This window comes from Halopenitus malekzadehii (genome assembly GCF_900108505.1).
GTDB lineage: Archaea > Halobacteriota > Halobacteria > Halobacteriales > Haloferacaceae > Halopenitus > Halopenitus malekzadehii.
This window is the reverse complement of sequence record NZ_FNWU01000006.1, coordinates 70,766-94,693: the sequence shown is the minus strand read 5'-3', so window position 1 is coordinate 94,693 and position 23,928 is coordinate 70,766. Positions and strand designations below refer to the sequence as shown.

Genomic DNA, 23,928 nt, shown 5'->3' with positions numbered 1-23,928 from the left:
CGCCTGTTAAGTGTCGGGCCGCCGGAACCTGCGTACCAATGAGTACCGGGCGTGGCGGAACGGCACGGACGCGATACGCGATCCTCGGCTGCGGAAGCGTCGGCCACGCGGTAGCCGAATCGCTGACCGAGCGCGACAAGGACGTGTTGATTCTCGACCGCGACGAGAGTCGCGTCGAGGCGCTCCGCGACCAGGACCTCAACGCCCAGGTGCAGGACATCGCCGACCCGAGCGTCGCCGACGTCGTCGACGACCGGGACATCGTCCTCATCCTGGCCTCCGACGTCGAGGCGAACAAGGACGCGGTGACGGCGCTCCGAGAGCGCAGCGACGACCACTACGTCGTCGTCCGGGCTTCCGACCCCGTCAGCGAGGACGAGCTGCGCGAGTTGGGTGCGGACGTGGTGATCAATCCCTCGACGGTGATCGCCGACTCCGCGCTGCGGTCGCTCGAGACCGGCGAGTTGGAGTATATGGCTCGCCAGCTCGCCGACATCCTCACCGAGACGGACGGCGAGATGGCGATCCTCACCCACGACAATCCCGACCCCGACTCGATCGCCTCCGCGACCGCGCTGCAGGCGATCGCGGAGTCGTACGACGTCGAGGCCCACATCATCTACCCGGGCGAGGTCGGCCACCAGGAGAACCGGGCGTTCGTGAACCTGCTCGGGATCGAGTTACGCTCCCGAGCGGAGGCGCCCCCGCTTGCCGACTACGAGACCGTCGCGCTCGTGGACCACGCCAAATCCGGGGATCCGGAGGTGACCCTCGACGTGGACGTCGACGTGTACATCGACCACTTCGAGTCCGATCGCGAGTACGACGCCCGGTTCGTCGACATCCGAACCAACGTCTCCTCGACGTCGACGATCCTCACGAAATACCTCCAGGAGTTCGACCTGTCGCCCTCCGAGGCGGTCGCGACCGCCCTGCTGTACGGCATCCGGGCGGAGACGCTCGACTTCAAACGCGACACGACGCCGGCGGACCTCACCGCCGCGGCCTATCTCCACCCGTTCGCGAACCACGACACCCTCGAGCAGGTCGAGTCCCCCTCGATGTCGCCGGAGACGCTCGACGTGCTCGCGGAAGCGATCCAGAACCGCCAGGTGCAGGGCAGCCATCTCTTCTCGAGTGCCGGCTTCATCCGCGATCGCGATGCCCTCTCGCAGGCGGCCCAACACCTGCTCAACCTCGAGGGAATCACGACGACCGCGGTGCTGGGCGTCGCCGACGAACACATCTACCTCGCGGCGCGTTCGAAGGACATCCGGATCAACATCGGCAACGTCCTCCAGGACGCCTTCGAGGATATGGGCGAGGCGGCCGGACATTCAACGCAGGGGTCCGTCGAGATCCCGCTGGGCATCTTCACGGGTATCGAGACGAACGAGGAGAATCGGGACACTCTGTTGCAACTCACCGAGGAAGCGGTCCGTCGCAAGCTCTTCGACTCGATGGGCGTCGAAGGCTCCGCGGAGACGTCGAACGGGTCCTAGTCCGGACCGATCCGCCGTCCAAGCGGGTTCAACGAGCGGGTTCCAACGAAGGGGTTATGCGACCGCTTCGTCGGCGTCCTCGTCGCCATCGACGTCGAGCCGCTCGATCACGTCGTTGATGAGGATGACGTCGCCGACCGCACGCACCCAGCGGTACGGGACGATGACGCCCTGGCCGGGCTGGACGCGCGAGCGGAAGAGCTCGCCGTTCAGCTCCGCGAGCGCGAGTCCCGTGACCGCCTCGGCGTCGAGGTCAAGCCGGACGTCCTCGACTTCGCCGACGAAGACGCCGTTGTTCGAGTACACCTCGCGACCGACGAGGCTCGTGATCTCGTCTGGCGTTGGTTCCATACACACGTGGTTACCAGCATACCTATTAAGGGTTGGTTGTCCGGCCGACGGACGTCTGACGGAGCCACCGTCGGGAGATCGATCGCGAGTCCGTTGGCGCCCATCGCGAGGCCGATGGCGACGCGGCAGCCGACGATTTACGACGCCGCGATCGGCGAAAGCCACAAGCAGCCGCGTCGAGACGAACGCGTATGCGACTGGCGGACTACTGGGGCGTCGGCCCGAAGACGAGCGAGCAGCTTACGACGGAGCTCGGCACCGAGGCGGCCATCGACGCGATCGAGTCCGCGGACGTCCGCGCACTCGTCGACGCGGGGATCCCGCGCGGCCGCGCGACGCGGATCCTCCGCCGTGCAGCCGGCGATGCGGAGATGGACGTGCTCGCGACCGGCGATACGCGATCGGTCTACGACGATCTCCTCACACGTGCCGCCAGCTACGCGCTCACCGAGCACGCCGCCGACCGGATCCGCGTGCTCACCCCGCTTGCCGATCGTGACCGGATCGAGGACCGCCTCACGGACGTCCTCGCGGCGCGGGACGCGTGGGGCGGCCTTCCCGAGACGGACCGAGAACGGGTTCGGGAGGCCTTCGCGGCCTACGACGAGGCCGGCGGCTCCGACCGGGCCGCCGTGGAGACGGCGATCACGCTTCGGAAGGTCGATCTCGCGGGCGACCCGTTCGCCCCGCTCTCCGATCTCGACCCGAAAACGCTCCGGGACGCGGCCGGCGCGTTGGGGTATCTCCGGGAGTCGCCGGGCGAGGACGACCGAGCGGACGAGGCCGAAGTCGACGTCCTCGAGGGCGCCGACGCGGAGCTCGACCGGTTGCGTGACCAGCTCGCCGCGGCGGCGGAACTCGAGTCGTCCGCGTTCGACGTGATCGACGACGTCCGGGACGGGTCGGTCCGCGACTTCGAGTCGTTCAAAGGCGGCGTGATCGACCACGTGGCGACGCGGACGTCCATCGACCCCGGGCGAATACGGGCCGCCGCCCCCGAGGACGCGGTGGACGCGGCCGACTTCGTCTCGGAGACGCTGCGGACGCTGCACGAGGAGGCCGCCGAGGAGGTCGCCGAGCGCGAGGCAACCGTTGCCGCCGATCTCCGTGACCGGATCCACGGGGCGGACGGCGACGTCGAGACCGCGGTCGAGGTCGTTTCGGAGGTGGCCTTCCTGCTCTCGCTGGGACGGTTCGCGGCCGAGGAGGACCTTCGACGTCCCGAACTCGTCGATGACGGGCTGGCGGTGTTTCGCGCACGAAACCGCTTCATCGAGGGACCCGTCGAACCGGTGACCTACGGGGTCGGAGACCACTCGATCGAGTCAGAATCGGCCGAATCGCCCTCGACGGTGCCGCCGACGGGCGACCGCGTGACGGTTCTCACCGGCGCCAACTCCGGCGGGAAGACGACGCTGCTGGAGACGCTGTGTGCGGTCGCGCTACTCGCCGCGATGGGGCTTCCCGTTCCGGCCGAGCACGCCGAAGTCGGTCGATTCGACCGGATCGTCTTTCACCGGCGCCACGCCTCCTTCAACGCCGGCGTGCTCGAGTCGACGCTCAAGTCGGTCGTGCCGCCGCTGGTCGAGTCGGGACGGACCCTGATGCTCGTCGACGAGTTCGAGGCGATCACCGAACCCGGGCGGGCGGCCGACCTGTTGAACGGGCTCGTCGACCTGACCGTCGATCGGGGCGCGCTCGGGGTTTACGTCACCCACCTCGCGGACGACCTGAGTCCGTTGCCCGAGCGCGCGCGGATCGACGGGATCTTCGCGGAGGGACTCACCCAGGATCTCGCCCTGCAGGTGGACTACCAGCCGCGGTTCGGGACCGTCGGCAAGTCGACGCCGGAGTTCATCGTCTCGCGGCTCGTCGCGAACGCCGACGACCGGGCGGTCCGCGGCGGCTTCGAGCGCCTCGCGGAGTCGATCGGTGAGGAGGCGGTTCAGCGGACGCTCTCGGACGTTCGCTGGTCGCCGGAGTGAATCGGCCGGAGAGAATCGGCTGAGAGAACCGGTCGTCGGTTGTGGAGCCGATCGCCGGGCGGCCCATCCCCTATACCGGCTCGACGCCCAACCGGATCAGGCGTCGACCGGGTGTTCGAGCGAGTCGAGCAGGGTCTCGACGTGCGCCCGCTCCCGATCGGCCCGTTCCTGCGGGTAGATACCGACCGGGATGAGGAAGTCGTCCTCGTGTCTCAGCGATCCGGTGTGGACGTTCACGTCGACTTCCTGACCCTGGAAGGTTGCCGTGCCGGCGAATATCGCGACCTCGTAGTCGCTGCCGAGCGTGGTGGCCGTGGTCCGTGCCCGCTGGCTGCCCACGCGCAATCCCTCGTACTGGGAGGCGACCAGCTCGACGAGTTCGGCCTCGTCGTAGTTGCTGACCGGGTTGAGTGACTGGCCGGCGATCTCGAAGGCCGGCGTCGAGACGACGGCGAACACACCGGTCCGCGCCTCTCCCAGAAGCGGTATCTCGAGGGCTTTCTCGTACGTCGCGACGGCGTTCGTGGCGATCACCGTCCGTTCCTGACCGGCGATCTCGAACGTCTCCTCGAGCGTTTGCTCCTCGATTCCCTGGAGTTCGTACCCGGTCGACTCGGAGACGTTCGACTGAACACGGGCCGGACGTGCGCTCTCCTCGAGCGGCTCCGATCCTGTGAGAAACCCGAGACAACCGCTCGTCGATCCGATCGTCGCGGCACCGATCCCCCCGATGATCGACCGTCGCGTAGTCATAGGTCCGGATTGCGGGTGTGCATACATAAACCACCCGGCGCGGTGTCGTCGTATCAGTGAATCGAAAATACGGTCCTCACGGACCACCGGACCGGGAACGAGACTCGATGGAAATGGGGGGAGGGGGTACAGAAATCCATATGCGTATTTTTAATTCGGATACAAGGACACGGTCATAATATATTGTCCCGATATAGGTGTGTTTTATTTCCTAAATAGCCCAATATATAGCTTATAATCAAGTTATAAGTCGGTCCGGTGGGTAACGATGGATATGTCGACCCAACCGTCCACGACGCCGGACCCGACCTGGACCGATCCGACCGACTGTCCCTTCTGTGGCGCCTCGCTGCCGGACCCGGGCGCCGGCTTCATCGACCACATCCAGCAGAACGACGACTGTGAGTCGGGGTTCGACGACTGGCGGGAGAACGTCGTCGGCGACATCGGCGGCGAGTGGAGCGGGTAGCCGCGAAGCCGGTGACGATCGCCGACGATGCCGTCGTTCCGGACGCCGTCACTTGCGACGGTGTGTTTTTAAGTGGCATCGCGCGGGATCGGACATATGGTCGATATTGCCGCTCTCGAAGGGATCGACGTCGCGTTGGTGCTCGTCGGGCTGGTGTTGGCGTTCGTCGGGGCTGCGGTGTCGGTGTACGCCGTCACGCTCACGGGGTTCCTCGTCGGAGGCGGCGTCGGATACATCCTCGCGCCGAGCCTGGCCGGGGTTTTGACGCTCGAGGGCGGCCTCCTCTCCGTGGGCGCGGTCGCGATCGGCGGCGCGGTTGGCGCGTTCCTCGCGTACGCGGGGCTCTCGGTGGCCGTTCTCGGAATCGGCGCGATCGTCGGCGCCTTTCTCGGTCGCTTCGCGGTCGGCCCGTTCTACGTCGAGGGGCTGCTCCCGCTCGTTGGGGCGACGCTGGCGGGGATGGCCGTCGGCGCCCTCCTCGGGTTCGTCCTCACGCGGACGACCCTCGTGTTCTCGACGGGCTTCATCGGCGCCGCCTTCGCCTCACGCTCGCTGACGATCGCCGATTTCGAGGCCGCAACCGACCCGATCGCGATCGACCCGTTGCTGTTCGACCCGACGGCCCCGGCCTTCCTCGCGGTTCTGATCCTCGGGGTCCTCACGCAACTCGGGCTGTTCCGGTTCGGATACGTCACCTCGATCATCGGGGTGCTTCCGGGTGCACGCCGGTGGACCGCAAGCGACGACGGCGACGGTGAACACGGCGGGTGATCGAGAGGTTCACCGGGACGCCTGCGCCCCTCAGGGAAGCGGGTCGAGGAACGGGTCCGACTCCTCGTGGATGACGACGCCCGCGGCCGTGCCGTCATCGCCGATGAACCGCGCCGGAACTCGCCGTCCTCGCGTGCGTTCGCCCTCGACGTCCGATCGGTCGTCGAGCCGACACGCGGAGAAACGTTGAAGTATCGGATCGACGAACGACCGGTACCTGGTGACCGCTCGTGAGCGAGACATCGTCGGATGATTCAACCCCCGACCTGACCGAGCTCCGGTGGATCGGCCCGGCGACGGCAGCCGAGCTCGAGGCCGCCGGCGTGGATGCGACCGACGTCACCGCAAAGCGCGTTTCCTATCGGTCGCTCGTCGATACCGGCGTGAACCCCGGCGTCGCCGCCAAAATTCGCCGCGAGCACTCGCTGTCGTGGTCCTTCGAGGCCGGTGAGGGCCTCGAGAGTCGATCGACACAGATCCGCGGGCTCGGCCGCGCGGAGGCCGACTGGATCGCCGCTTCCGCCGGCGACTGGGTCGACGAATCGGGGGCCGACGACGCCGGATCGGACGCCGACGATCGGGAGCGGACGACCGAACCCGTGTCCGACTCCGGAGCCGACCCCCCGGTCACTTCCGAAAACGACTCCGGGACCGATTCCGGGAGCGGTGACTGGGTTCCGGGCGACTGGCCCGGCCTCGACGACCGGTCCACGGAGTTCGTCCCGGCGGAAGCCGCCTGGCAGGAGCGGTCCCGGCCCACGCCGGTCACCGACCTCGAGGCGGTCGACGATTCCGGTGCCAACCTCCTCTCGGAGGCCGGGATCACGTCGATTCGAAGCCTCGCAACCGCCGACCCCGACCACGTCGCGGACGTGCTGGACGTCGACGTCGATCGAGTGAGTGGATGGCACGAGGCGGCACGCTCGGCGAGCGACTGAGTCCGAGAGGGCGGTGTGCGGACGCCGGACTCACAGCCCACCGTCCACAGTCCACGGGCCCACGACGCGCCGCGGAGACGCCGCCGTCGACGGCAACGCGCCGCCAGCACCCGTGACACGCCGCCAGCGATGGTACCGTAGTGCTTTTGATGGCGGTTGCCGGATCGACAAACGATGATCCAGCACGCCGACGACGCCATCACGCGAGACGGGAAGATCCTCATCCTGGCGTACGACCACGGACTCGAACACGGCCCGGTCGACTTCGAGCCGAACCCGGAGACCGCCGACCCGGAACGGGTCTTCGAGCTTGCGACTCACGACGCGGTGACCGCACTCGCGGTCCAGAAGGGCGTCGCGGAGGCGTATTATCCCTACTACGAGACCGACGTCTCCCTCCTGTTGAAGCTCAACGGCACCTCGAACCTCTGGATGGGCGAGCCAGACTCGGCGGTCAACTGCTCGGTGGAGTACGCCGCCGATCTGGGCGCCGACGCCATCGGGTTCACCCTCTATGGCGGCTCCAACCACGAGATCGAGATGGCCGAGGAGTTCCGCGACGCCCAGGAGGACGCCCGCGACCACGATATGGGCGTCGTGATGTGGTCGTATCCGCGCGGACAGGGGCTGAAGAACGACACGAGTTCGGACACGATCGCCTACGCAGCCCGCCAGGGCCTCGAACTCGGCGCCGACGTCGCGAAGGTGAAGTACCCCGGTTCCGCCGACGCGATGGCCGAGGCCGTCCGGATGGCGGGCCCGACGAAGGTCGTGATGTCCGGCGGCTCGAAGACCGACGACCGCTCGTTCCTCGAGACGGTCGAGTCGGCGATCGACGCCGGCGCGAAGGGGCTCGCGGTCGGCCGGAACGTCTTCCAGCGTGAGAACCCGACCCAGCTTCTCGACGCGCTCGAGGGCGTCATCTTCGAGGAGCTGTCGGCTGCCGAGGCGCTGCGACAGGCCGGCGGGGATCCGGACGCGGCGGCGGAGTGATGTCGGACACCGAGCGATCGGACGACCGCGAGACCACCGGCGTCGATCGTGACCCGACCGCCGTGGTCGAGTCGGTGTTCGACGTCGTCGCCGACGCGGCCCCGGAGATCCGTCGTGCGCTGCCGGGTCGACGAGTCGAGAGTGGGGCGGACAATCCCTCCGGCGAGACCGTGATGGCTGCGGACGTCTACGCCGATGATCTGCTGGCCGATCGGATCGCCTCGGTCGAGGGGGTCGGCGAGTTCGCGAGCGAGGAGCGTGAATCGCCCGCGGACGTCGGCGACGGGCTTGCGGTCGCGATCGACCCGCTTGATGGGTCCTCGAACCTCCGGTCGAACAACGCGATGGGGACCGTCGTCGGCGTCTACGACGCTCCGCTCCCCGCATCGGGACGGGATCTGGTCGGCGCTGGTTACGTCCTCTATGGACCGATCACGACGATGATCGTCGCAACCGAGGACGGGGTCCGCGAGGAGGTCGTTGAGACGGATTCCGACGCCGAAACCACGGGCGTGACGCGGACGGTCGTCGAGAAGTCGATCGAGCTGCCGGACGATCCCACGGTCTATGGCTTCGGCGGCCGGGTTCCCGACTGGCCGCCCGCCTTCGAGTCATACGCCCGCGAGATCGAATCGGAACTCAAGTTGCGTTACGGCGGCGCGATGGTCGGCGACGTCAACCAGGTGCTCACCTACGGCGGTGTGTTCGCCTATCCCGCCCTGGAGGACGCCCCGAACGGCAAGCTCCGGCTCCAGTTCGAGGCCAACCCGATCGCCTACATCATCGAGCAGGCCGGCGGCGCCGCCTCCGACGGGGTACAGGACATTCTCGACGTCCCACCCGAGAAAGTCCACCAGCGAGTTCCGCTACACGTCGGATCGACGTCCCTGATCGACCGGCTTGAGGATGCGTTGGCGTAGGGACGCGCAGGGGTAGAGACCGTGTTGGCGACGGAAGCGCTGGCGACGGAAGCGCTGGCAACGGAACACGTTGGCGGCGAGTCCGGTTTATCGCCGTCTCCTGCCTGCCGGGAAGTCTTATTACTGCTCGGACGGTGGGTCCGGTATGTTCCGTGGGGATGACCGGGGGGTCAGCGAGGTACTCGGATTCGTACTGGTCTTCTCGCTGATCGTCGCCTCGGTCGGGATCGTCGTTACGGCCGGTCTGGGCGGCCTCCAGGACATGCGCGATGGCGAGCGTGTCACCAACGGCGAGCGTGCCCTCGACGTGCTGGCGGAGAACTACGACGACGTCCTCACCGGTGCTCCATCGCGATCGACGCAGATCCGGCTGTCGGACGCGAGTCTGCGGGTCGGCGATCCGGTGGCGTTCCGGGTCGATAACGGGACCGGAACGCTGAATCGGTCCGAGGAGACGTCCCGGATATCGTTCGTCGTTGGCGACGAGGCGGTCCACTTCGTCAACGGGGCAGTCATTCGCGAGAGCCCCGGCGGCGCCGTGATGCTGCGCGAGCCGACCGGCGTCCTCGATGCGGAGACGATGGTGGTTCACCAGACAGAATTTTACACACGTGGTGTCCCGGCAGTGGTCGGCGGTGGCGATCGAACGGTGCAGGTGCGTCTCTACCGCCGCGGGCAACCAGGAGTCAGCGTCGATCCTGACTCGACAACCGTGATCCACAACGTCACGACTGACGCGGACACGATCGGGGCATGGCGTCGCCACTACGGGTCACGGGACGGAGTGATATGCAACACGACGGAGAACGTCGATGGTGCAGATCGGGATCGTCTCTCGTGTGAGTTCACTACCGTCGAAGAACTGCGGATCGTTAGTCACGATGTCGCCCTCGCGATCGAGTGATCACGCGAATCCAACGCCGAGACAGGATCACGCGAACTCGACGACGACGCCGTTTTCGGTGATGTGGAGGTAGGTGATGTAGCGCCCTGCGCCGCTTGCGTCGTATCTGAGCGTGAGCGAGGATGAATCGCCGGAGAGCTTGTTCCCCTTCCCGTTCCCACCGGTCGCGTACTCGACCTCGAGGTCGAAGCCCGGGCCGACTTGCGCGGCGTAGTATTTAACGGGGTTCTCGATCTCGATCGACTGCCCGTCACTCCGTGTCGCCTCGGTCCCGTCCGTGGTGACGATCGTTGCGGAGGTGTCCGCAGTCTCCCAGTCGTAGACGGCATCCTCGACGTCGCCGGTGTTAGCATCGTACGTGAACGCCTCGGTACTCGTGAAGTCGACGGTCAGATCACCGTCGGCGCTACACCCGGCGAAGTCGTTATTCGGTTGATCGCCGGTCGAATCGTCACGCCGCCAGTGATGGGTAGTGCTCCCGTTGCTGTAGAGAACGTGTGTATCGAAGGTGGCCTCGCAGATGTCGTCACCGCCTCCACCCGTCTCAAACTCGAGGAGTGCTTCAAATTGCCGATCGCCGTTCTCGGCGTGGAAACTGACCCACGCGTTGTTCGGATTGCTGATCGCCAGTTCCGTCGAAAAGTCCTGGAGGGCGCCCGTGTCGGCTAACCCCTGAACCGGAACCTGTCCGCCGTCACCTGGCCACTCGAAGACGCCGCCGCCGCCGATCGCCTCGAGTTCGAGGAAGACGGTGCGGTTCGTGTCGACGCCGTCGGTGACGGTGGCGGGGAGGGTCGCGGGATCGACGATGCTCCCGGTGGTTCGGCGCTCGAAGTACTCCTGCCACCCGTCGTGGTAGTCGCTTTCGACCGCGACGATGACCGATCCGTTCGTGACGGGATTCGTGGAGTCCGGATCTGTGGGGTCCGGAAACACCCGTGTTGTTCCGTTCCCCGTCAGTCGAACGCGGGAGGGGCCGCCGCTTGCAACCGTCTCACTGGCTGTTACTGAAACGATCGGAAGCGTCAGCGTGGCGCCGCGGTAGTGAAACTGCGGCGGGGAGACCATCCGGGCCGCGCCGCCGCCATCGGTCCGCCAGACGCCGCCGCCCTGGTAGGCAACGGTCCGATCCCCGTTGCGGTAGGTTACCGACCCGAGGGTACTGTCCGCGAGGGTGTATGCCTGGTCGTTCCCGCTCGCGTTTACGTGCCACACCTGCATCCGGCCGGCGCCCTCGACGACTTCGATCGTTCCCTCGGTGTCTCCAGTCGCCATCGATTGGGTCCCCGTCTCACCGAGAGCGACCATCGATGCCTGCGAGGCGAACTGGGTCATCACGTGTTCACCGCGTTGGACATCGGCCGTTTGCTGCGTATCCGTGATCGCCGCGGATCCGAGGGTGATCACGGTGAGCGTCCCGACAAGGGTGATCCCGATCAGGAGCACAACGCCGATCGGCGCGGTGGCCGCTCGGTCCGCTCCCTTCCCCCGAAGGTGCCCCCCGACGCTCGTCATACCGGCTCGTACGCCGTGACCGGCCTTAAGCGTACGCACGAGTGAACTGACAGCGGTGACCGACATCGTGGACCAGTGTCGTGAACTGGCGTCGCCGTTGGACCGGTGTCGTGAACTGGCGCCACCGTTCTCGATCACGCAATTCGACCGCGTTCCAGGGTGAGTGTTCCGTCCCCGTCGTCATACCGGATCACGATCGGGCCCCCGGCGACGGAGGCGTCACGAATCGGTGTGTGCGTCACGACCCGGGTCGTGTAGGTCGCCGATCCGTCGGTGTTTTCGAGGTGGATCGTGGCGGTGTATGGCGGATCGCCGCCGCCCGTCCCCGTCACCCGGACGGTGTACCCATCCCCGGCGATCCGCGATCGAATCGGTACTGCGACCGAAACCGCCGGCGCGGTTCCAGGATCGCTTGCGGATGCGTCCGCCGTCTCGACCAGCCGGTCGGCGTCGGCATAGCCAGTGGCCACACGTTCACCAGCCACCTCGAAGCCGGTCGTTGCCGCCGCCGTCTGCTGCTCGGTGAGGAGATCACCGCCGGCGACGAACAACCCCGAGATCAACAGCGAAGCGATGATCAGCCCGAGGACGTAGCCGACCACGGTCGAGACGGCGCGGTCGTCGGTGGCGAGTTCCTCACGCGTCATCGTACGGTGCCTCCCCCGGTGCGATCCGGACAGGGGCCTCGTACCGGACGGTCTCGGACCGATACCGAACGTCGTAGGTTACGTCGTAGATCGTCGCCTCGATGGTTGGGTTGTCGGGATCGCCAGTCTCCACATCGTCGTAGGCGTTGCTCGGCGTGCTACCGATGTTCGATCGCGTGCTGTTCACCTGCAGATCGTACGATCCCGTGACTGCGTCACCGTTCCAGTAGGCGATCGAGTGATCCCGTCCGATGGAGGCGAAGAACGAGTTGTCGAAGGCCGTCGTGTTCCCGGGGTCGTTGCCCGGAGCCACGGTGCCGGTGGTGACGTCGACGACGATCGTTTCCGACCCGACACAGACGGGGTCGGAGAGGTCGGCATCGTCGGCATCTCCATCGACGGTCCCATCGACATTCCGACGGACGAGACAGCTCTGTGAGTCGTCCTCATACAGGTGCAGCGCATATGCATCACCGCTCCCGCCGGCAGCAGTAACCACGAGGAAGAACGAGTCGGTGACGTTCGCCGGAGCATCGGCGGGCTCGATCGACTCGCTGGGATCGGCTTCGATCGTGTAGTTCCGGACGCTGACGGACTCCGCGAGCGTCCAATCGTGCGACCAATTTCCCGTCGTGTTGGCGGGGTGGAATCGTTCGTCTGCCCCATCAGCCCCGACATACCGGATCCTGGACCCATCCGTCGTCGAGACGTTCGCGACGGTCGTTACGTGTCCCCGTCGCGCCGCGTGTCGGGTGGAGGCATTCTCCCAGGCGGACAGTCCGTCCGTGACGGTCGTGCGCAGTGAGTCGTGGTCCGCGCTGCCATCGTGATCGTTTGCCGCTGTCAAAAGGTGCGTTCCGACAGCGGTCGCGCCGCTGTGGTGTTCGATCGTGGCGTCGACATCGGCACCCGCATCGCGAGTCGCGAGGGTGCCGGAGTAGATGACGGTGTTCAAAAGCACCGCCAGCGTGACGAACAGAACCGCAAGGACGATCGCGGCGACGAGGAACAGTTGGCCACGGTCGGATCGCGACGCCGATCCGGTGGGTGCATCCCCCGTCGAACCCGCGGTCACATCCGCCATACCGTCACCTCCACCTCGACGACGTTGAACACCGACGACGCGTCTCCATCGATGTCGTCCCCATCCCCGACGTAGTAGGAGTCGTTCGCCGCAGCCTCGGCAACCGTCTCGTCGGTCGGCGTTCCGTCGGACGCAAGGATCGTGTCGTTCTCGAACAGCGTCACTTGCTGTGTCGCCGTCGTTGCGTGATCGCTTGGCGTTCCCAGGTCGATCAGTGGCTGCCGACGCCGACCGTCCGGTTCGAGGTAGTAGAGATCCACGTTGACCGCCGTTCCCCGATCGAGAAACGTCTCCGAGAGGGCGGGTGCGACCGCTGGTACGTTCTCACCGGTCGGGATCGTCCCGTCGTACTGTCCACTGCCTCCGGTTGCGTTGTGAAACCGGTGACCGTCATCGGCGGAGGTGTTGTAGTACACCAGCATCCGTTTGAGGCTCCCGTTTTCCGCCTCACCTGCGAGGACTCCCTGCGCCAGTTCGGCCTGTTGTGTCTCGATGTGTTGATTTGAAGTACTGCCCGACAACGGCGTCACCGCCGTCACCTGCAGCGCGAACAGGATCGCTGAAAGCAACACGATCGCGGCGGCTACCGCCTCGAGGGTGTGTGCCTGACCGCGTGCGTCACACCCCATATTACCACACCCTCACGATCAACCGGTAGGTCTGCTGCTGGCCGGTATCATCCGTCAACAGAACGATCCGGCGTGCAGTGGTCACGGTGTCGATCCCGTCGGCTGCGGGACCTGCAGCAGGGGTCACGGCCGTTCCCTCGTCGGTCAGCGTTGGTGCCGTCCCGGCAGTCGACCGGGATTCGATCGTCACGTTCACCGTGTGGTCCGTCCCGAGCACCTCGGCCGGCGTCGTCGCCCCGTTGGCGAACCGACAGGTTTCGGGCGCCGGGGAATCCTGGTTCAACTGCCGGAAGAACGCGGCAGTGCACGTCCGGTTCAGCTGATTCCCATCTGCGGGATGTCCAAGCATATCTCCGGACAACGACTCAGCGAATCGATCGGCGGCCTGTGTGGGATCGACGTCTTGGAACGGCGTCATCATTGCCGGAAGGAACGCAACCACGAACAGGACGACGACGAGGAAGACGCTCGCACCGATCGCGAAATCGAGGGTCGTCTGTGCACGATCAACGCACGCGGAGTGGGTGTCTGTCGGTGGACGAGGAGGACGAGTTGGCATACTCGATCACCCCACGTAGATCCACGTACCGAGGGCGATGCTCAACAGGACGATCACGAACTTGACCCCGGAGATGATGTCGGCGTTTCGGATGTACCCGCTGATGAACCCCGACAGGATCGCCTGGATCGTCACGGCGTGGAAGAACAGCAGCGACAGGAGCGCGGGATCGACCCCGCCGCCGAAGTTCATGTCGCCCGCCTGGCTCCCGCCGGCGTCGCCGCCGGAGTCGACGAGCTCGGCCATCACGTCGATGAACTGCGTCTGCAGGATGGCCATCACGCCCAGCAGCGTCACGTAGGTCATCAGGATGATCGCCACCTGCATCCGGGTCCGTGATTTCCGTTCGCGATCGATGTCGTCCTGGTTCTCCGAGGCCTGCGCGGCGGTCGTCAACACGTCCGTGATCTGAGAGGACGCCTCCTGTGCCTCCGAGATCAGCTTGACCGTCCGGGCGAGTCGGGGAATGTGGTACTTGTTGTTGAACTCGATGAGCGCTTCCCGGAGACTCATTCCGTAGTTGACCTTCGCGTACATCACGTCGAACTCGTCGGCGAGCTTGCCCGAGGACGTCTCCGAGACCGTCCGGATCGACTCGAGGAGGGTCTGGCCCGTGTCGTTGGCCGAGGAGAGTTTCCGGAGGTTCTCCGAGAGCTTGCCGACGATCGCCGTCCGTGACCGCTCGTGCCACTCGTGGAAGACCGCCAACGGAACGAGGGTGAGATACAGCGGGAGGTACACCCAGATGACGGTGCTCCAGACCGGCCGGGCGATCCAGGCGTCGACGGTCGTCGGCGCGGCGCCCAGCACGACGGCGTTCGCGACGAGCACCAGCGATGCGGGGATCGTCAACACCAGGGTGTACAGCGGGTTCCGCTTGAAGAACAGATGGGGCTGTTTGAGCAGCTCCAGCGTCTTGTGGGTCCCCTCGCGTCCCTTGATGCGGTCGAACACCGTGTACCGACCGACGAACCCCTCGACGAGGCCGAGGTGGAGCAGGCCCTCCTTGCTCTCGGTCTCGAGGCGGTCGCTGCTGTCGGTCGGCCGGAGATAGCCGTCGCCGGGCTCGTCCTGTTTCACCGTCGAGACGAGCACGAGGAAGCCGACGCCGGTCAGCGGGATGAGCAGGTAGACCGTCGCGTACAGCAATCGGTCGTCGGAGTCGCCCATCATCCCCATGATGACGAGGATGATGATGAGCAACAGCGGGAACAGCGAGAGCGTCATATACATCTCGCCGAACAGCTCGAGCGTCTCGAGGGTCATCTCCTGTTGCTGTTTGGCCGTTCGGAGGTGCTTCTCCTTTTTATCGCTCAGGAACCGCTCCATGTCCCCGCCGGAGTTAACGATCGAGAGCATATCGGTGAGGAACTGCGACAGTTCCTCGGAGGGCGTCTCCATCGACTGTTTCCGGATCGCGTTCCGGTAGTCGGTGCCGAAATACTCGGTCTCGTTGACGATGCTCTGGAACTCCCGTGAGACCTCGCCGTAGGTGTCCTCGGCGGCCGCCATCGCGCGAAGGATCTCGAGCTGGTTGAGCCCGCCGACCGAGAGCGCGTACATAAACGACACCGAGTCGGCAAGCAGCATATCGATCTCCCGCTCCCGTGCCGACGAGCGCGAGTACGGGACGACGAGGAGGCTTCCAAACCCGATCGCGAACCCGATCGTTCCGAAGACGAGCCCGGCGATGAACACCGCGGTCGGGACGGCAAGCGACCGCAAAAACGCCGCAAGCTCCGGGTCCGGAACGGGGATTCCGAGTCGAAGCGCGTTCGGGTCGACGAGCCCGACGGCGAAGGCGGTGTAGCTTACGAACGACCCCACCACCCAGAGCACGAGGCCGGTGATCAGCCCGATCGCGAGCGCCTTCGAGACGTACAACTCGACGGTGTCGGTCATCCGCGCCTCGGTCAGCTTCGCCTCGATGTCCGCGAGGAAGTCGCCGTCGGGGTCGAACAGCAGTTGAAAGACCGGGTAGAACGCGACGCCCAGCAGGTCCATCCCGCCGGTCGTGCCTTCCGGTCCGGAGACGCTCATCGGTCCGTGCCTCCCCGTGACCGATCGAGCCGGACGGTGCGTGATCGCGACACGGTGTTCACTCCCCTGACCCGTCGTCCTCGATCGGGCCGAACCCCCATTCGTCGATCTCGACCGTCGATTCGTCTTGCTCGGCCGTCGGTTCGTCCTGCTCGGCCGTCGGTTCGTCCTGCTCGGCCGGCTTTGCCCCGTCTCGGGCGTTTTCTTCAGCCGTATCACCATCCGTCAGACCGTCTCGGACGCCCGGATCGGTTTCGGGAGGCCGATCGGTCGGCTCGTGGCTTTCGGTATCGGCGGCATCCGGAGGGGCATCCCGTGATCCATCATCCATCGGTGGGGCCGGCGATCGGAGTGACAGTTGCTCGTCCGTCTCCGCTTCCGGTTCGGAGGACGCTTCCGTCTCAGGATCTGTGGACGCTTCCGTCTCAGGATCTGTGGACGCTTCCGTCACAGGATCGATGGAGCGACCGGACGCGCGCGGTTGGTCCGTCTCGGACGACTCCACATCCAGTGGGTCACGTTCATCACCGACGTCCGCGTCCACATCACCATCGACGGATGGGTTGATACTGGTGTCGGCATCGGCGTCGCCGGCGGTGGCTTCGGCGGCGTCGATCTCGTCGTCCCCCGTTCCGGCATCAGCCGCGATGGTGCGAAGCGTCGACCGGTCGGCCGCCGGCTCCGCCTCGACGTCCGATGCGGCCGGCACGTCGACGATCGCGTCGGCGACCGAGTTGGGAACGGTGCCGCGGTACTCCGCGAACAGGTCCTCGGCATCCTCGAGGATCCCGGCCGCCTCCTCGCGGCCGCTCTCGTCGGGTTCGGGACGCGGCACCATCGCCTCGGTTGCGGGATCGACGTTGATCTGAACCGACTCCATCTCCCGGAGATCCTCAAGCGATCGACGAAGGCCGTCGTTGGCCATCAACGCGAGGATCGTCTCGGGGTCGTTGATGAACGCCTGGAAGGTCGCGGCCACCTCCGCGTAGGTGTTGAGCCCGCAGTCGATCAGGTACGCCAAAACCACCCGGCGTTTGAACATCTCCGCCTCCAGCGTCTCCCGATCCCATCCGCGATCGAAGGTGATCTCCCGAAGCGTGTTCGACTCGCCGAGCTGGAGGAACTCGTCGGTCTCCGCCTGCCACTGGTAGATGTCCTGGACGTTGATCTCGTCGTTCTCGGCGTCGTAGTGGTTGATCTCGGTGAGGGATTTGTTCCGTCGAACCTTCCGCCCCTTGACGCGGGTCGACGACTGCACCGAGACCAGATCCAGCGCCGTGAACATCGTCTTCGAGACGTTGATCGGGTCGGTGGTGAACCGCTTGAGCACCTCGCCGACCGAGTCGGCGTGGAAGGTCGTGTAGGTCGTGTGGCCCGTCGACATCACCTGAAAGGCCGTCCGCCCCTCCTCGCCGCGGATCTCGCCCATCACGATGTAGTCCGGACGCTGCCGGAGGGCGGCCTCGAGGAGGTCGAATTCGTCGACGTCGCCCTTGTCGTCGTCGCTGAATGAGGGGCGCGTGACGGAGGCGATCCAGTTGCGCTGGGGCAACTCCACCTCGCGAGTGTCTTCGATCGAGACGATCTTCGAGTTCGAGGGGATGAAAAGCGAGACCGCGTTCAGGCTCGTCGTCTTTCCGGAGGCAGTCCCGCCGGCGAAGATGAGCGACTTGTGGTTCTCGATACACAGCCACAGGAAGGCCATCTCGTCGAGCGAGAAGGTGTTCCAGTTGACGAGGTCGACCGGGGTAAAGGGGACGTCCTTGAACTGCCGGATGGTGTAGTTCGTCCCGTGATCGGAGACCTCCTTCCCGAGGGTGAGTTGCGCCCGTGAGCCGTCCGGCAGCGTACAGTCGACCTGCGGCGATCGCTTTGAGATCCCCTTGCCCGACCGCTGGGCGAGCTTGACGACGAAATCATCAAGCTCGGTCGTCCCGTGGTGAACGTTCGAGATGATCTGTTCGTACCCGGAGTGGTAGACGAACACCGGCGAGTCGTAGCCGTCACAGGAGATGTCCTCGACGTTGATGTCGTATTTGATCGGGTCGATCCGTTCGTAGCCGATGAAATCCCGCTTGAGGTAGTACAACAGCTTCTCGACCTGGTACTCGGTGAGCGTCTCGGCGTCCTCCTCGAGGACGGCCGGTTCGGGGCGTGCAGCGATCCCGTCGAGATCGCCCTGGCGCCGTGACTCACGCGGTTCGTACCCGAGTGCCTGGGCGATCCGCCCCGTGATCCCGTCGGTCGGCTCGAACCCGAACCGGTCGAACGCCTCGGCGATCGGACTCGAATCGGACTCGCGGGTGTACAGGTCGTACCGGTCGAGCAGCCGATAGGTCTCCTCGGCGATCACCGCCTTCCGTTCGGCCTCGTCGCCGCCGGCGATCGACTCGTCCGCGTACTTGATCGACGTGCGCAGTTTGCCGGTCAGATAGTCGTTGATGTCCGACTCGATCTCGGTGCGGTACGGCTGGATCGCGTAGTACTTCTTCTCGTTCTCCTTCGTCGAGTGGAAGATGATGACGAACGCGTACGGCTTGTTCACCCAGTAGCGTTCGACCTCGCGGAAGTGCGATTTCTTGGCGGCGGGAACCGCCTTCTCCAGGTCGTATCGGTTGACGAGCGTGGTGGCGCCCTCGTCGGTGCTGAAGAAGTCGTCCTCGGCGAGGTCCTCGGCGATCGAGACCGTTCGCGTCTCCACCGCCGCCAAGAGCCCCTCAGCGAGGGCGCCCCCGGCGGAGAGCAATCCGTCGAGCGCATCGGGATCGAACCCGAGCGCGGCGGTCCGATCGACTCCCTCGGCATCCCTGCTCTCGTCCCCGTCAGCGTCTCTGTCCCCATCAGCGTCCCCGACACCCGCAGTGCCGGACGCGTCACCGGCGCCGTCGAGTCCGTATTCCCGCGCGTAGTCCGCCCACGTGTAATACCCCTTCGCGACCGGGACCGTCGAGAGGTCGTACCGATCAGCACAGCGGTCGTGAAGCGTCTTGCCGGCGGCAGCGGCAACCGTGATCCGGGCCGAGAGGTCGGCCGGCTGGATCTCCGCCCCGTCCCCCGTGTCGGTCCCCCCGCGGCCTCGCTCGGCATCGGACGGCTCCCCCTCGCCGTCGGCGTGCTCAGCCATTACCCGCACCAGTTCCGGCAGAGGCAAAAAGGCTTCCTCCAAACGAGTCAGTGAACCAACTCGTTACGGCCGCGTTCGACGGTGTGACGCGTTTCGCCCGGTTTCGACGGTGAGGCGACATCGACCGCCGAAGCATCAGCGACCGCCGAAGCATCAGCGACCGCCGAAGCATCAGCGACCGTCGAATCGGGCGCGACCTTTTTCCACCGGCACCTCGGAGGACCGGTCGTGACACGATCGGACCGCGTCCCCGACGTCCCCGTCGTTGCCCTGTTCGATCCGGCGGTCCGGCGGCGGATCCGTGATCGGGCTGCCGAGGAGTTCCTCGGGGACACCCGGAGTCTGCTGACGACGCTCGGGATCTGTGCGATCGGCGTGCTAGTCGGCGGCCGCTACTACGTCGCGACGATGCCCGACGTTCCGACGCTGCTGTGGCCGCTGTATGCCGACTCGCCGATGGCGATCGCGCTCGCGGTGCTCGCGCTCGTCGCGCTGCTGCCGACCGTCGGCTCCGGTCGGTCAGCACGGGAGACGCCGACCAACCGACCGCTCGCGTACCTGCAGACGCTCGCGTTCGTCTGGCTCGTCAAATACGGACTCTGGCCGCTCGTCGCGTTGAACGTCCATCCCGAACGCTATCTGGGAACGCCGGACGCGCTGGTGTCCTACTGGGGGATCCTGATAACGCATCTGCTGTTCGTCGCGCTGGCGCTCCTGCTCCCCGCGGTCGGCCGAACCACTCGGGGCGCGTTGGGGCTGGCGCTCGGACTGTCGCTTCTCGGCGACGTCGTCGATTACGGGTTCGGCTATCACCCGCCGGTTCAATACGACCCCGGCGTCGTGGTCCCGGTCGCGAGCGTCGTCATCGGCGTCGCCGCGGTCGTCCTCGCGAGTCGATCGTTCCGCCGGCTCGAAGGGTGAGTGTGGGGTCTCGTGACGCTTTCGCAACCGGATCGCGTTTCCATCGGGGATCCAAGGCGGTGGGAGTTCCACAACCGAATCCGTACCGGTATGGAGAGCGGACGCGACGGGAGTCCCGCGAGCGAACCCAGTGAGCGAGTGGGACTCAGTCGCGTCCGTGAGTGAACGAAGTGAACGAGCGGACGCGACGGGATTCGAACCCGCGATCGAGAGGTTAGGAACCTCTCGCCCTGTCCACTAGGCCACGCGTCCACGAGAAACGGTCGTCGATCGCCGGCCCGGTCGTCGGCGATGCGTCGGTGTTGGAGTTCGCCGGACGGTCACTGAGGGTTATTTCGACGACGATTCGGTTTCGGTCTCGGTCGAATCCTCCTCGTCGGTCGCGTTCGAGGACGTCTCGGTGGACGTCTCGTCGGCGGACGCGTCCGTGTCGGTCGAGCGGTCAGTCGTCGTCTCGTCCGCATCGCCCTGCATCTCGTTGAGCTCTTCCTCGATCTCCTCGCGTCCCTTCTTGAACTCGCCCATCGCCTGGCCGGTCGAGCGGGCGAGTTTGGGGATCTTGTTCGCGCCGAACAGCAACACGAGAACGAGCAGGATGATGAGGAGTTCGGGACCGACGGGAAGCGGGCCGAACAGTGGGATCGAAGGTACCATCTCACCTCGGAGTTGCCCGGTAATTATTATATGCCTTTTGCCTTTCGACCCCGTCAGCGATCCCCGATCCGGCTATCGGCGACTGTAGCCGCCGTCGACGTGGAGCGTCTCGCCGGTTATCCACGCGGCGGCGTCGCTCGCCAGGAAGACGACGGCCGCCGCGACGTCCGCCGGTTCGCCGATCCGGTCGAGCGCGTACGACTCCGGCAACTCGTCGGCGTACTGCTCGACGAACGCCTCGGTCGCGGGGGTGCGAACGGTACCGGGACAGACACAATTCACGCGGACGCCGTCGCTGCCGACCTCCTTGGCGAGGGTCTTGGTGAACGACCGGTTGGCCGCCTTGGCGGCGCCGTAGACGGCGAGGCCAGGGTCGTTCCCGCGATAGGACGAGCTCGCGTAGTTGATGACGACGCCCGAGCGATCGACCAACTCCGGCAACGCGGCGGAGGTACAGTTCAACGTCCCGTAGAGGGAGACGCCGATCTTTCGATCCCAGTCCTCGGGCTCGGAGTCGCGGAACCGCTGTGCGCCCGCGACGCCCGCGTTGTTGACGAGGACGTCCAGGCCGCCGAGCTCCGCGACCGCCGTCTCGACCATCGCGCGGGCCTCGTCGCTGTCCGAGACGTCGACCCCGACCGCGAGCGTCTCGGTGCCGTGCGCCGCGCCGATCGCCTCGGCCGTCGTCGCGGCGGCGTCGGCGTCGATGTCGGCGACGACGACCGACGCGCCCGCCTCGGCGAACGACGCCGCCACGGTCTCGCCGATCCCCTGTGCAGCGCCCGTGACACAGACGACCTGCTCGGAGAAGTCGAGTGCGTCCTCGAAGGCCTCGAGCATCGGCGCTACCGTCCCTCCCACTCGACGTCGGCGTCGGTTCCGAACGCCTCGACGGCGCGGTCGTAATCGCGCGTCTGTGACAGCGACAGCCACGCCCGGTTGCCGTACTGCAGGGCCTCCTCGAAGCCGACTTCGCGGGTGCGGTCGGCGGCCTCCTTGATCGTTCGAACCGCGAGGGGCGGCTTGTCGACGATCGAGTCGACGAACGACTCGACCTCGGACTCCAGGTCCGCAGCCGGATGGACGTGATCGATGATCCCCTCCGCGGCCGCCCGCTCGGCCTCGATCCGCTCGCCGGTCATACACAGCTCCTTCGCGCGGCTGACGCCGACGATCATCGACAGCCGCTGGGCGCCCCCGCCGCCGGGAAGGACCCCGAAGTTGACCTCGGGCTGGCCGAACGAGCTCCGCTCGCTCGCCAGCCGGAAGTCGGACGCGAGCGCGATCTCCAACCCGCCGCCGAGACAGAGTCCGTCGATCCGCGCGATCACCGGTGGTTCGCAGCGCTCGATCGTCTCCGCCATCTCGTGGAATCCGTCCGGGATCCGCTTCTTCTCGCCGTAGTCGGTGATCGACTGCATCTCGCTGACGTCGAGCCCGGTGCTGAACGCCCGGTCGCCGGCACCCGAGACGACGATCGCGCGAACGGCCACACCGGTTCGATCCTCCTCGAGCCGTCGAAACCGTCGGAAGCCCTCGATGAGCTCCCGCTGCATTCGGTCATTGATCGCGTTCATCGCGTCCGGGCGATCGAGTTCGATGCGTCCAACGCCGGTGTCCTCGTCGAACGACCAGGCGATCGCGTCGTAGTCGGGCTCCGACATCGTGTGAACGGAGTCCGAGATATTATTAATGATTTTCGATGATCATTTATAAATATTACATATATGTTCATATCGTTTGGTTGGATATAATCACCACGGTTGGAGTCAACTGTCAACACGGTCGTAGTGAACACATATAGCCGTGAATAGCCGGTTCGCAGTCGGTCGATGGCCGGTCCCCGCGGGAGAGGCCGTGGCGGTCGATGGCTTTTAAGCCGGTCGCCTCCGCAGCATCGAACGATGGACATCGACGACGGCGATCCCACGACCGGGGACGTCGAGACCGACGTCGACGAGTCGCGACGGGCGTACGACCCGGCGGCCGATCACGCGTTTCCGGACGAGCGGGTGAACGCGGTGCTCGAGACGATCGAATCGGACCCGGAGATCGAGGCGTATCTCGAGGCGCAAAACGTCAACGCCGTCACCAGGAAGGGCTACAACGACCACGGGGCCAAACACATCGAGATCGTCAGGGACCGCGCGCTGCGGCTGTACGACCTCCTCAAACGGGCCGGCGTACCCTTCAACGGCGCAAGCGACCAGGGGCTCGAAGAGGCCGACGAGCCGGTCGTGATCGCGTTGGCAGCGACGCTTCACGACGTCGGCCACGTGGTGCACCGCGACGACCACACCTACTACTCGATCCCGTTGGCCGCGGACCTCCTCGACCGACTCCTTCCGGAGTGGTACGACACCCCCGCCGCGGTCCGGGTCAAAGCCGAGATCCTCCACGCGATCCTCTGTCACCACACCGAGGAGACGCCGCTGACCCGGGAGGCGGGCGTCATCCGCATCGCCGACGGGCTGGATATGGAGCGCGGGCGGTCCCGGATCCCCTACGAGAAGGGCGGACGCGGGATCAACACCATCTCCTCGCGGGCGATCGAGCGCGTCCGGCTGACGACCGGCGAGGACGATCCCGTCGAGGTGGAGATCACGATGAACAGCGCCGCCGGGGTCTATCAGGTCGACTCCCTCCTGAAGGCGAAACTTCGGGACTCGCTGCTCGAGGAGGAGGTCCGGATCGTCGCGATCAACACGAAGGGCGAGGACGAGTCGCAGCTGGTCGAGCGGATCGAACTGTGAGTCCACCGCGGATCGGACCGCGTTCCACGGCGACCGGTCGAACGGGGGTCACACCACGCCGAGGATCCGGACGAGGTTGTGGACGGCCGCGAGCAACGAGATCGCGCCGACGCCGCCGAACATCACCGTCACCACGACGGTCCGATTCCGCTTCGCGATCGCGACCGGGATCGCGATGAGCACCATCCCCGCCACCTTGGTGGCGATCATCCCGCGAACCAGCCCGTAGCGGTCGATGAGGACTCGGCCGACCGGAGACCCCTCCACGAACGGCCCGAACGTGATCGCGACGTAGGTCGTTGCCACGTCAGCGGCGACGCCGATGAGGAAGACTACGAGGGCGACACGAAGCCGGCGACGCCAGGTGTTCCCGGCGTCGGACCCGTCGATCCGCGGGCGGCGATCCGTCACGGTCG

The 23,928-nt window shown here is 66.0% G+C and carries 23 protein-coding genes, 1 tRNA gene and 1 pseudogene; 10 read left to right on the top strand and 15 right to left on the bottom strand.

Annotation, left to right across the window (positions count from 1 at the left end):
• Positions 1–38 precede the first annotated feature (38 nt).
• Positions 39–1,502 (top strand): DHH family phosphoesterase, encoded by a 1,464-nt coding sequence (locus BLW38_RS10755; protein ID WP_092817248.1) that lies wholly within the window; start codon positions 39–41, stop codon positions 1,500–1,502.
• Between the two features lie 54 nt (positions 1,503–1,556).
• On the opposite strand, the gene BLW38_RS10750 is transcribed toward BLW38_RS10755, so the two are convergent.
• Positions 1,557–1,853 (bottom strand): PRC-barrel domain-containing protein, encoded by a 297-nt coding sequence (locus BLW38_RS10750; protein WP_092817247.1) that lies wholly within the window; start codon positions 1,851–1,853, stop codon positions 1,557–1,559.
• Between the two features lie 191 nt (positions 1,854–2,044).
• Between BLW38_RS10750 and BLW38_RS10745 the strand changes: the two genes are divergently transcribed.
• A complete protein-coding gene (locus BLW38_RS10745) occupies positions 2,045–3,838 on the top strand; it encodes a MutS-related protein (protein ID WP_092817246.1) in 1,794 nt (597 codons plus the stop codon).
• Positions 3,839–3,934: 96 nt separating this feature from the next.
• Here BLW38_RS10745 and BLW38_RS10740 read toward each other — a convergent pair whose 3' ends face one another.
• Complete coding sequence (locus tag BLW38_RS10740) at positions 3,935–4,591, bottom strand: DUF6517 family protein (protein WP_177167483.1); 657 nt, start codon at positions 4,589–4,591, stop codon at positions 3,935–3,937.
• A gap of 274 nt (positions 4,592–4,865) precedes the next feature.
• Between BLW38_RS10740 and BLW38_RS10735 the strand changes: the two genes are divergently transcribed.
• Positions 4,866–5,060 (top strand): DUF7501 family protein, encoded by a 195-nt coding sequence (locus tag BLW38_RS10735; RefSeq protein ID WP_092817245.1) that lies wholly within the window; start codon positions 4,866–4,868, stop codon positions 5,058–5,060.
• A gap of 96 nt (positions 5,061–5,156) precedes the next feature.
• Positions 5,157–5,831, top strand: coding sequence for a phosphate ABC transporter permease (locus BLW38_RS10730; protein ID WP_092817244.1), 675 nt, complete (start codon positions 5,157–5,159; stop codon positions 5,829–5,831).
• A 30-nt stretch (positions 5,832–5,861) separates the two neighbouring features.
• On the opposite strand, the gene BLW38_RS10725 is transcribed toward BLW38_RS10730, so the two are convergent.
• Entirely contained in the window at positions 5,862–6,074 is a 213-nt protein-coding gene (locus BLW38_RS10725) for a hypothetical protein (RefSeq protein WP_092817243.1), read from the bottom strand.
• Here BLW38_RS10725 and BLW38_RS10720 point away from each other — a divergent pair.
• From BLW38_RS10720 to BLW38_RS10705, 4 genes are all read left to right on the top strand, one after another.
• Complete coding sequence (locus BLW38_RS10720) at positions 6,062–6,769, top strand: DUF7409 domain-containing protein (protein ID WP_092817242.1); 708 nt, start codon at positions 6,062–6,064, stop codon at positions 6,767–6,769. The two genes, BLW38_RS10725 and BLW38_RS10720, sit on opposite strands and share 13 nt — an antisense overlap.
• Before the next feature lie 174 nt (positions 6,770–6,943).
• Positions 6,944–7,762, top strand: coding sequence for a class I fructose-bisphosphate aldolase (locus tag BLW38_RS10715; protein WP_092817241.1), 819 nt, complete (start codon positions 6,944–6,946; stop codon positions 7,760–7,762).
• Complete coding sequence (locus tag BLW38_RS10710) at positions 7,762–8,682, top strand: class 1 fructose-bisphosphatase (RefSeq protein WP_092817240.1); 921 nt, start codon at positions 7,762–7,764, stop codon at positions 8,680–8,682. The genes BLW38_RS10715 and BLW38_RS10710 overlap by 1 nt, the downstream gene beginning before the upstream one ends.
• Before the next feature lie 145 nt (positions 8,683–8,827).
• The gene (locus tag BLW38_RS10705; RefSeq protein ID WP_092817239.1) at positions 8,828–9,586 is read left to right on the top strand and encodes a DUF7289 family protein; all 759 of its coding nucleotides are present in this window, start codon (positions 8,828–8,830) and stop codon (positions 9,584–9,586) included.
• Between the two features lie 27 nt (positions 9,587–9,613).
• Here the strand turns inward: BLW38_RS10705 and BLW38_RS10700 are convergent, their stop codons facing one another.
• From BLW38_RS10700 to BLW38_RS10670, 7 genes and pseudogenes are all read right to left on the bottom strand, one after another.
• Positions 9,614–11,101 (bottom strand): DUF7289 family protein, encoded by a 1,488-nt coding sequence (locus tag BLW38_RS10700; RefSeq protein ID WP_092817238.1) that lies wholly within the window; start codon positions 11,099–11,101, stop codon positions 9,614–9,616.
• 134 nt (positions 11,102–11,235) lie between these two features.
• Entirely contained in the window at positions 11,236–11,748 is a 513-nt protein-coding gene (locus BLW38_RS10695; protein WP_092817237.1) for a DUF7266 family protein, read from the bottom strand.
• Positions 11,738–12,832, bottom strand: coding sequence for a DUF7261 family protein (locus BLW38_RS10690; protein WP_092817236.1), 1,095 nt, complete (start codon positions 12,830–12,832; stop codon positions 11,738–11,740). The genes BLW38_RS10695 and BLW38_RS10690 overlap by 11 nt, the downstream gene beginning before the upstream one ends.
• The gene (locus tag BLW38_RS10685; protein ID WP_092817235.1) at positions 12,820–13,461 is read right to left on the bottom strand and encodes a DUF7288 family protein; all 642 of its coding nucleotides are present in this window, start codon (positions 13,459–13,461) and stop codon (positions 12,820–12,822) included. The genes BLW38_RS10690 and BLW38_RS10685 overlap by 13 nt, the downstream gene beginning before the upstream one ends.
• 1 nt (position 13,462) lies before the next feature.
• Entirely contained in the window at positions 13,463–14,020 is a 558-nt protein-coding gene (locus BLW38_RS10680; RefSeq protein WP_092817234.1) for a DUF7287 family protein, read from the bottom strand.
• 6 nt (positions 14,021–14,026) lie between these two features.
• Positions 14,027–16,060 carry a type II secretion system F family protein gene (locus tag BLW38_RS10675; protein WP_092817233.1) on the bottom strand — a complete coding sequence of 678 codons (2,034 nt, stop codon included), beginning with the start codon at positions 16,058–16,060 and terminating at the stop codon, positions 14,027–14,029.
• A gap of 58 nt (positions 16,061–16,118) precedes the next feature.
• Positions 16,119–19,187: pseudogene (locus BLW38_RS10670) on the bottom strand (ATPase, T2SS/T4P/T4SS family); the annotation flags it as partial.
• A gap of 225 nt (positions 19,188–19,412) precedes the next feature.
• Between BLW38_RS10670 and BLW38_RS10665 the strand changes: the two are divergent.
• Positions 19,413–20,105, top strand: a complete 693-nt coding sequence (locus BLW38_RS10665) for a DUF1405 domain-containing protein (protein ID WP_092817231.1) — start codon at positions 19,413–19,415, stop codon at positions 20,103–20,105.
• A gap of 179 nt (positions 20,106–20,284) precedes the next feature.
• Here BLW38_RS10665 and BLW38_RS10660 read toward each other — a convergent pair.
• The 4 genes from BLW38_RS10660 to BLW38_RS10645 all read right to left on the bottom strand — a co-directional run bounded on the left by BLW38_RS10660 (position 20,285) and on the right by BLW38_RS10645 (position 22,423).
• Positions 20,285–20,357 (bottom strand) — tRNA-Arg (locus BLW38_RS10660).
• Between the two features lie 78 nt (positions 20,358–20,435).
• Positions 20,436–20,759 (bottom strand): Sec-independent protein translocase subunit TatA/TatB, encoded by a 324-nt coding sequence (locus BLW38_RS10655; RefSeq protein WP_092817230.1) that lies wholly within the window; start codon positions 20,757–20,759, stop codon positions 20,436–20,438.
• A 72-nt stretch (positions 20,760–20,831) separates the two neighbouring features.
• A complete protein-coding gene (locus tag BLW38_RS10650) occupies positions 20,832–21,599 on the bottom strand; it encodes an SDR family NAD(P)-dependent oxidoreductase (RefSeq protein ID WP_092817229.1) in 768 nt (255 codons plus the stop codon).
• A gap of 5 nt (positions 21,600–21,604) precedes the next feature.
• Complete coding sequence (locus BLW38_RS10645) at positions 21,605–22,423, bottom strand: enoyl-CoA hydratase/isomerase family protein (RefSeq protein WP_092817228.1); 819 nt, start codon at positions 22,421–22,423, stop codon at positions 21,605–21,607.
• Between the two features lie 240 nt (positions 22,424–22,663).
• Here BLW38_RS10645 and BLW38_RS10640 point away from each other — a divergent pair, with 240 nt between their 5' ends.
• Positions 22,664–23,512: an HD domain-containing protein gene (locus BLW38_RS10640; protein WP_092817227.1), complete on the top strand. Its 849-nt coding sequence runs from the start codon at positions 22,664–22,666 to the stop codon at positions 23,510–23,512.
• Between the two features lie 48 nt (positions 23,513–23,560).
• On the opposite strand, the gene BLW38_RS10635 is transcribed toward BLW38_RS10640, so the two are convergent.
• On the bottom strand, positions 23,561–23,923 hold the full coding sequence (locus tag BLW38_RS10635; RefSeq protein WP_245710163.1) for a hypothetical protein: 363 nt from the start codon (positions 23,921–23,923) through the stop codon (positions 23,561–23,563).
• Between the last annotated feature and the right edge of the window lie 5 nt (positions 23,924–23,928).

What these genes read in the sequence shown, in the direction of transcription:
- BLW38_RS10755 (WP_092817248.1), top strand. Translation starts at nt 39, where the DNA reads ATGAGTACCGGGCGTGGCGGAACGGCACGGACGCGATACGCGATCCTC.
- BLW38_RS10750 (WP_092817247.1), bottom strand. Translation starts at nt 1,853, where the DNA reads ATGGAACCAACGCCAGACGAGATCACGAGCCTCGTCGGTCGCGAGGTG.
- BLW38_RS10745 (WP_092817246.1), top strand. Translation starts at nt 2,045, where the DNA reads ATGCGACTGGCGGACTACTGGGGCGTCGGCCCGAAGACGAGCGAGCAG.
- BLW38_RS10740 (WP_177167483.1), bottom strand. Translation starts at nt 4,591, where the DNA reads ATGACTACGCGACGGTCGATCATCGGGGGGATCGGTGCCGCGACGATC.
- BLW38_RS10735 (WP_092817245.1), top strand. Translation starts at nt 4,866, where the DNA reads ATGTCGACCCAACCGTCCACGACGCCGGACCCGACCTGGACCGATCCG.
- BLW38_RS10730 (WP_092817244.1), top strand. Translation starts at nt 5,157, where the DNA reads ATGGTCGATATTGCCGCTCTCGAAGGGATCGACGTCGCGTTGGTGCTC.
- BLW38_RS10725 (WP_092817243.1), bottom strand. Translation starts at nt 6,074, where the DNA reads ATGTCTCGCTCACGAGCGGTCACCAGGTACCGGTCGTTCGTCGATCCG.
- BLW38_RS10715 (WP_092817241.1), top strand. Translation starts at nt 6,944, where the DNA reads ATGATCCAGCACGCCGACGACGCCATCACGCGAGACGGGAAGATCCTC.
- BLW38_RS10710 (WP_092817240.1), top strand. Translation starts at nt 7,762, where the DNA reads ATGTCGGACACCGAGCGATCGGACGACCGCGAGACCACCGGCGTCGAT.
- BLW38_RS10705 (WP_092817239.1), top strand. Translation starts at nt 8,828, where the DNA reads ATGTTCCGTGGGGATGACCGGGGGGTCAGCGAGGTACTCGGATTCGTA.
- BLW38_RS10700 (WP_092817238.1), bottom strand. Translation starts at nt 11,101, where the DNA reads ATGACGAGCGTCGGGGGGCACCTTCGGGGGAAGGGAGCGGACCGAGCG.
- BLW38_RS10695 (WP_092817237.1), bottom strand. Translation starts at nt 11,748, where the DNA reads ATGACGCGTGAGGAACTCGCCACCGACGACCGCGCCGTCTCGACCGTG.
- BLW38_RS10690 (WP_092817236.1), bottom strand. Translation starts at nt 12,832, where the DNA reads ATGGCGGATGTGACCGCGGGTTCGACGGGGGATGCACCCACCGGATCG.
- BLW38_RS10685 (WP_092817235.1), bottom strand. Translation starts at nt 13,461, where the DNA reads ATGGGGTGTGACGCACGCGGTCAGGCACACACCCTCGAGGCGGTAGCC.
- BLW38_RS10680 (WP_092817234.1), bottom strand. Translation starts at nt 14,020, where the DNA reads ATGCCAACTCGTCCTCCTCGTCCACCGACAGACACCCACTCCGCGTGC.
- BLW38_RS10675 (WP_092817233.1), bottom strand. Translation starts at nt 16,060, where the DNA reads ATGAGCGTCTCCGGACCGGAAGGCACGACCGGCGGGATGGACCTGCTG.
- BLW38_RS10655 (WP_092817230.1), bottom strand. Translation starts at nt 20,759, where the DNA reads ATGGTACCTTCGATCCCACTGTTCGGCCCGCTTCCCGTCGGTCCCGAA.
- BLW38_RS10650 (WP_092817229.1), bottom strand. Translation starts at nt 21,599, where the DNA reads ATGCTCGAGGCCTTCGAGGACGCACTCGACTTCTCCGAGCAGGTCGTC.
- BLW38_RS10645 (WP_092817228.1), bottom strand. Translation starts at nt 22,423, where the DNA reads ATGTCGGAGCCCGACTACGACGCGATCGCCTGGTCGTTCGACGAGGAC.
- BLW38_RS10640 (WP_092817227.1), top strand. Translation starts at nt 22,664, where the DNA reads ATGGACATCGACGACGGCGATCCCACGACCGGGGACGTCGAGACCGAC.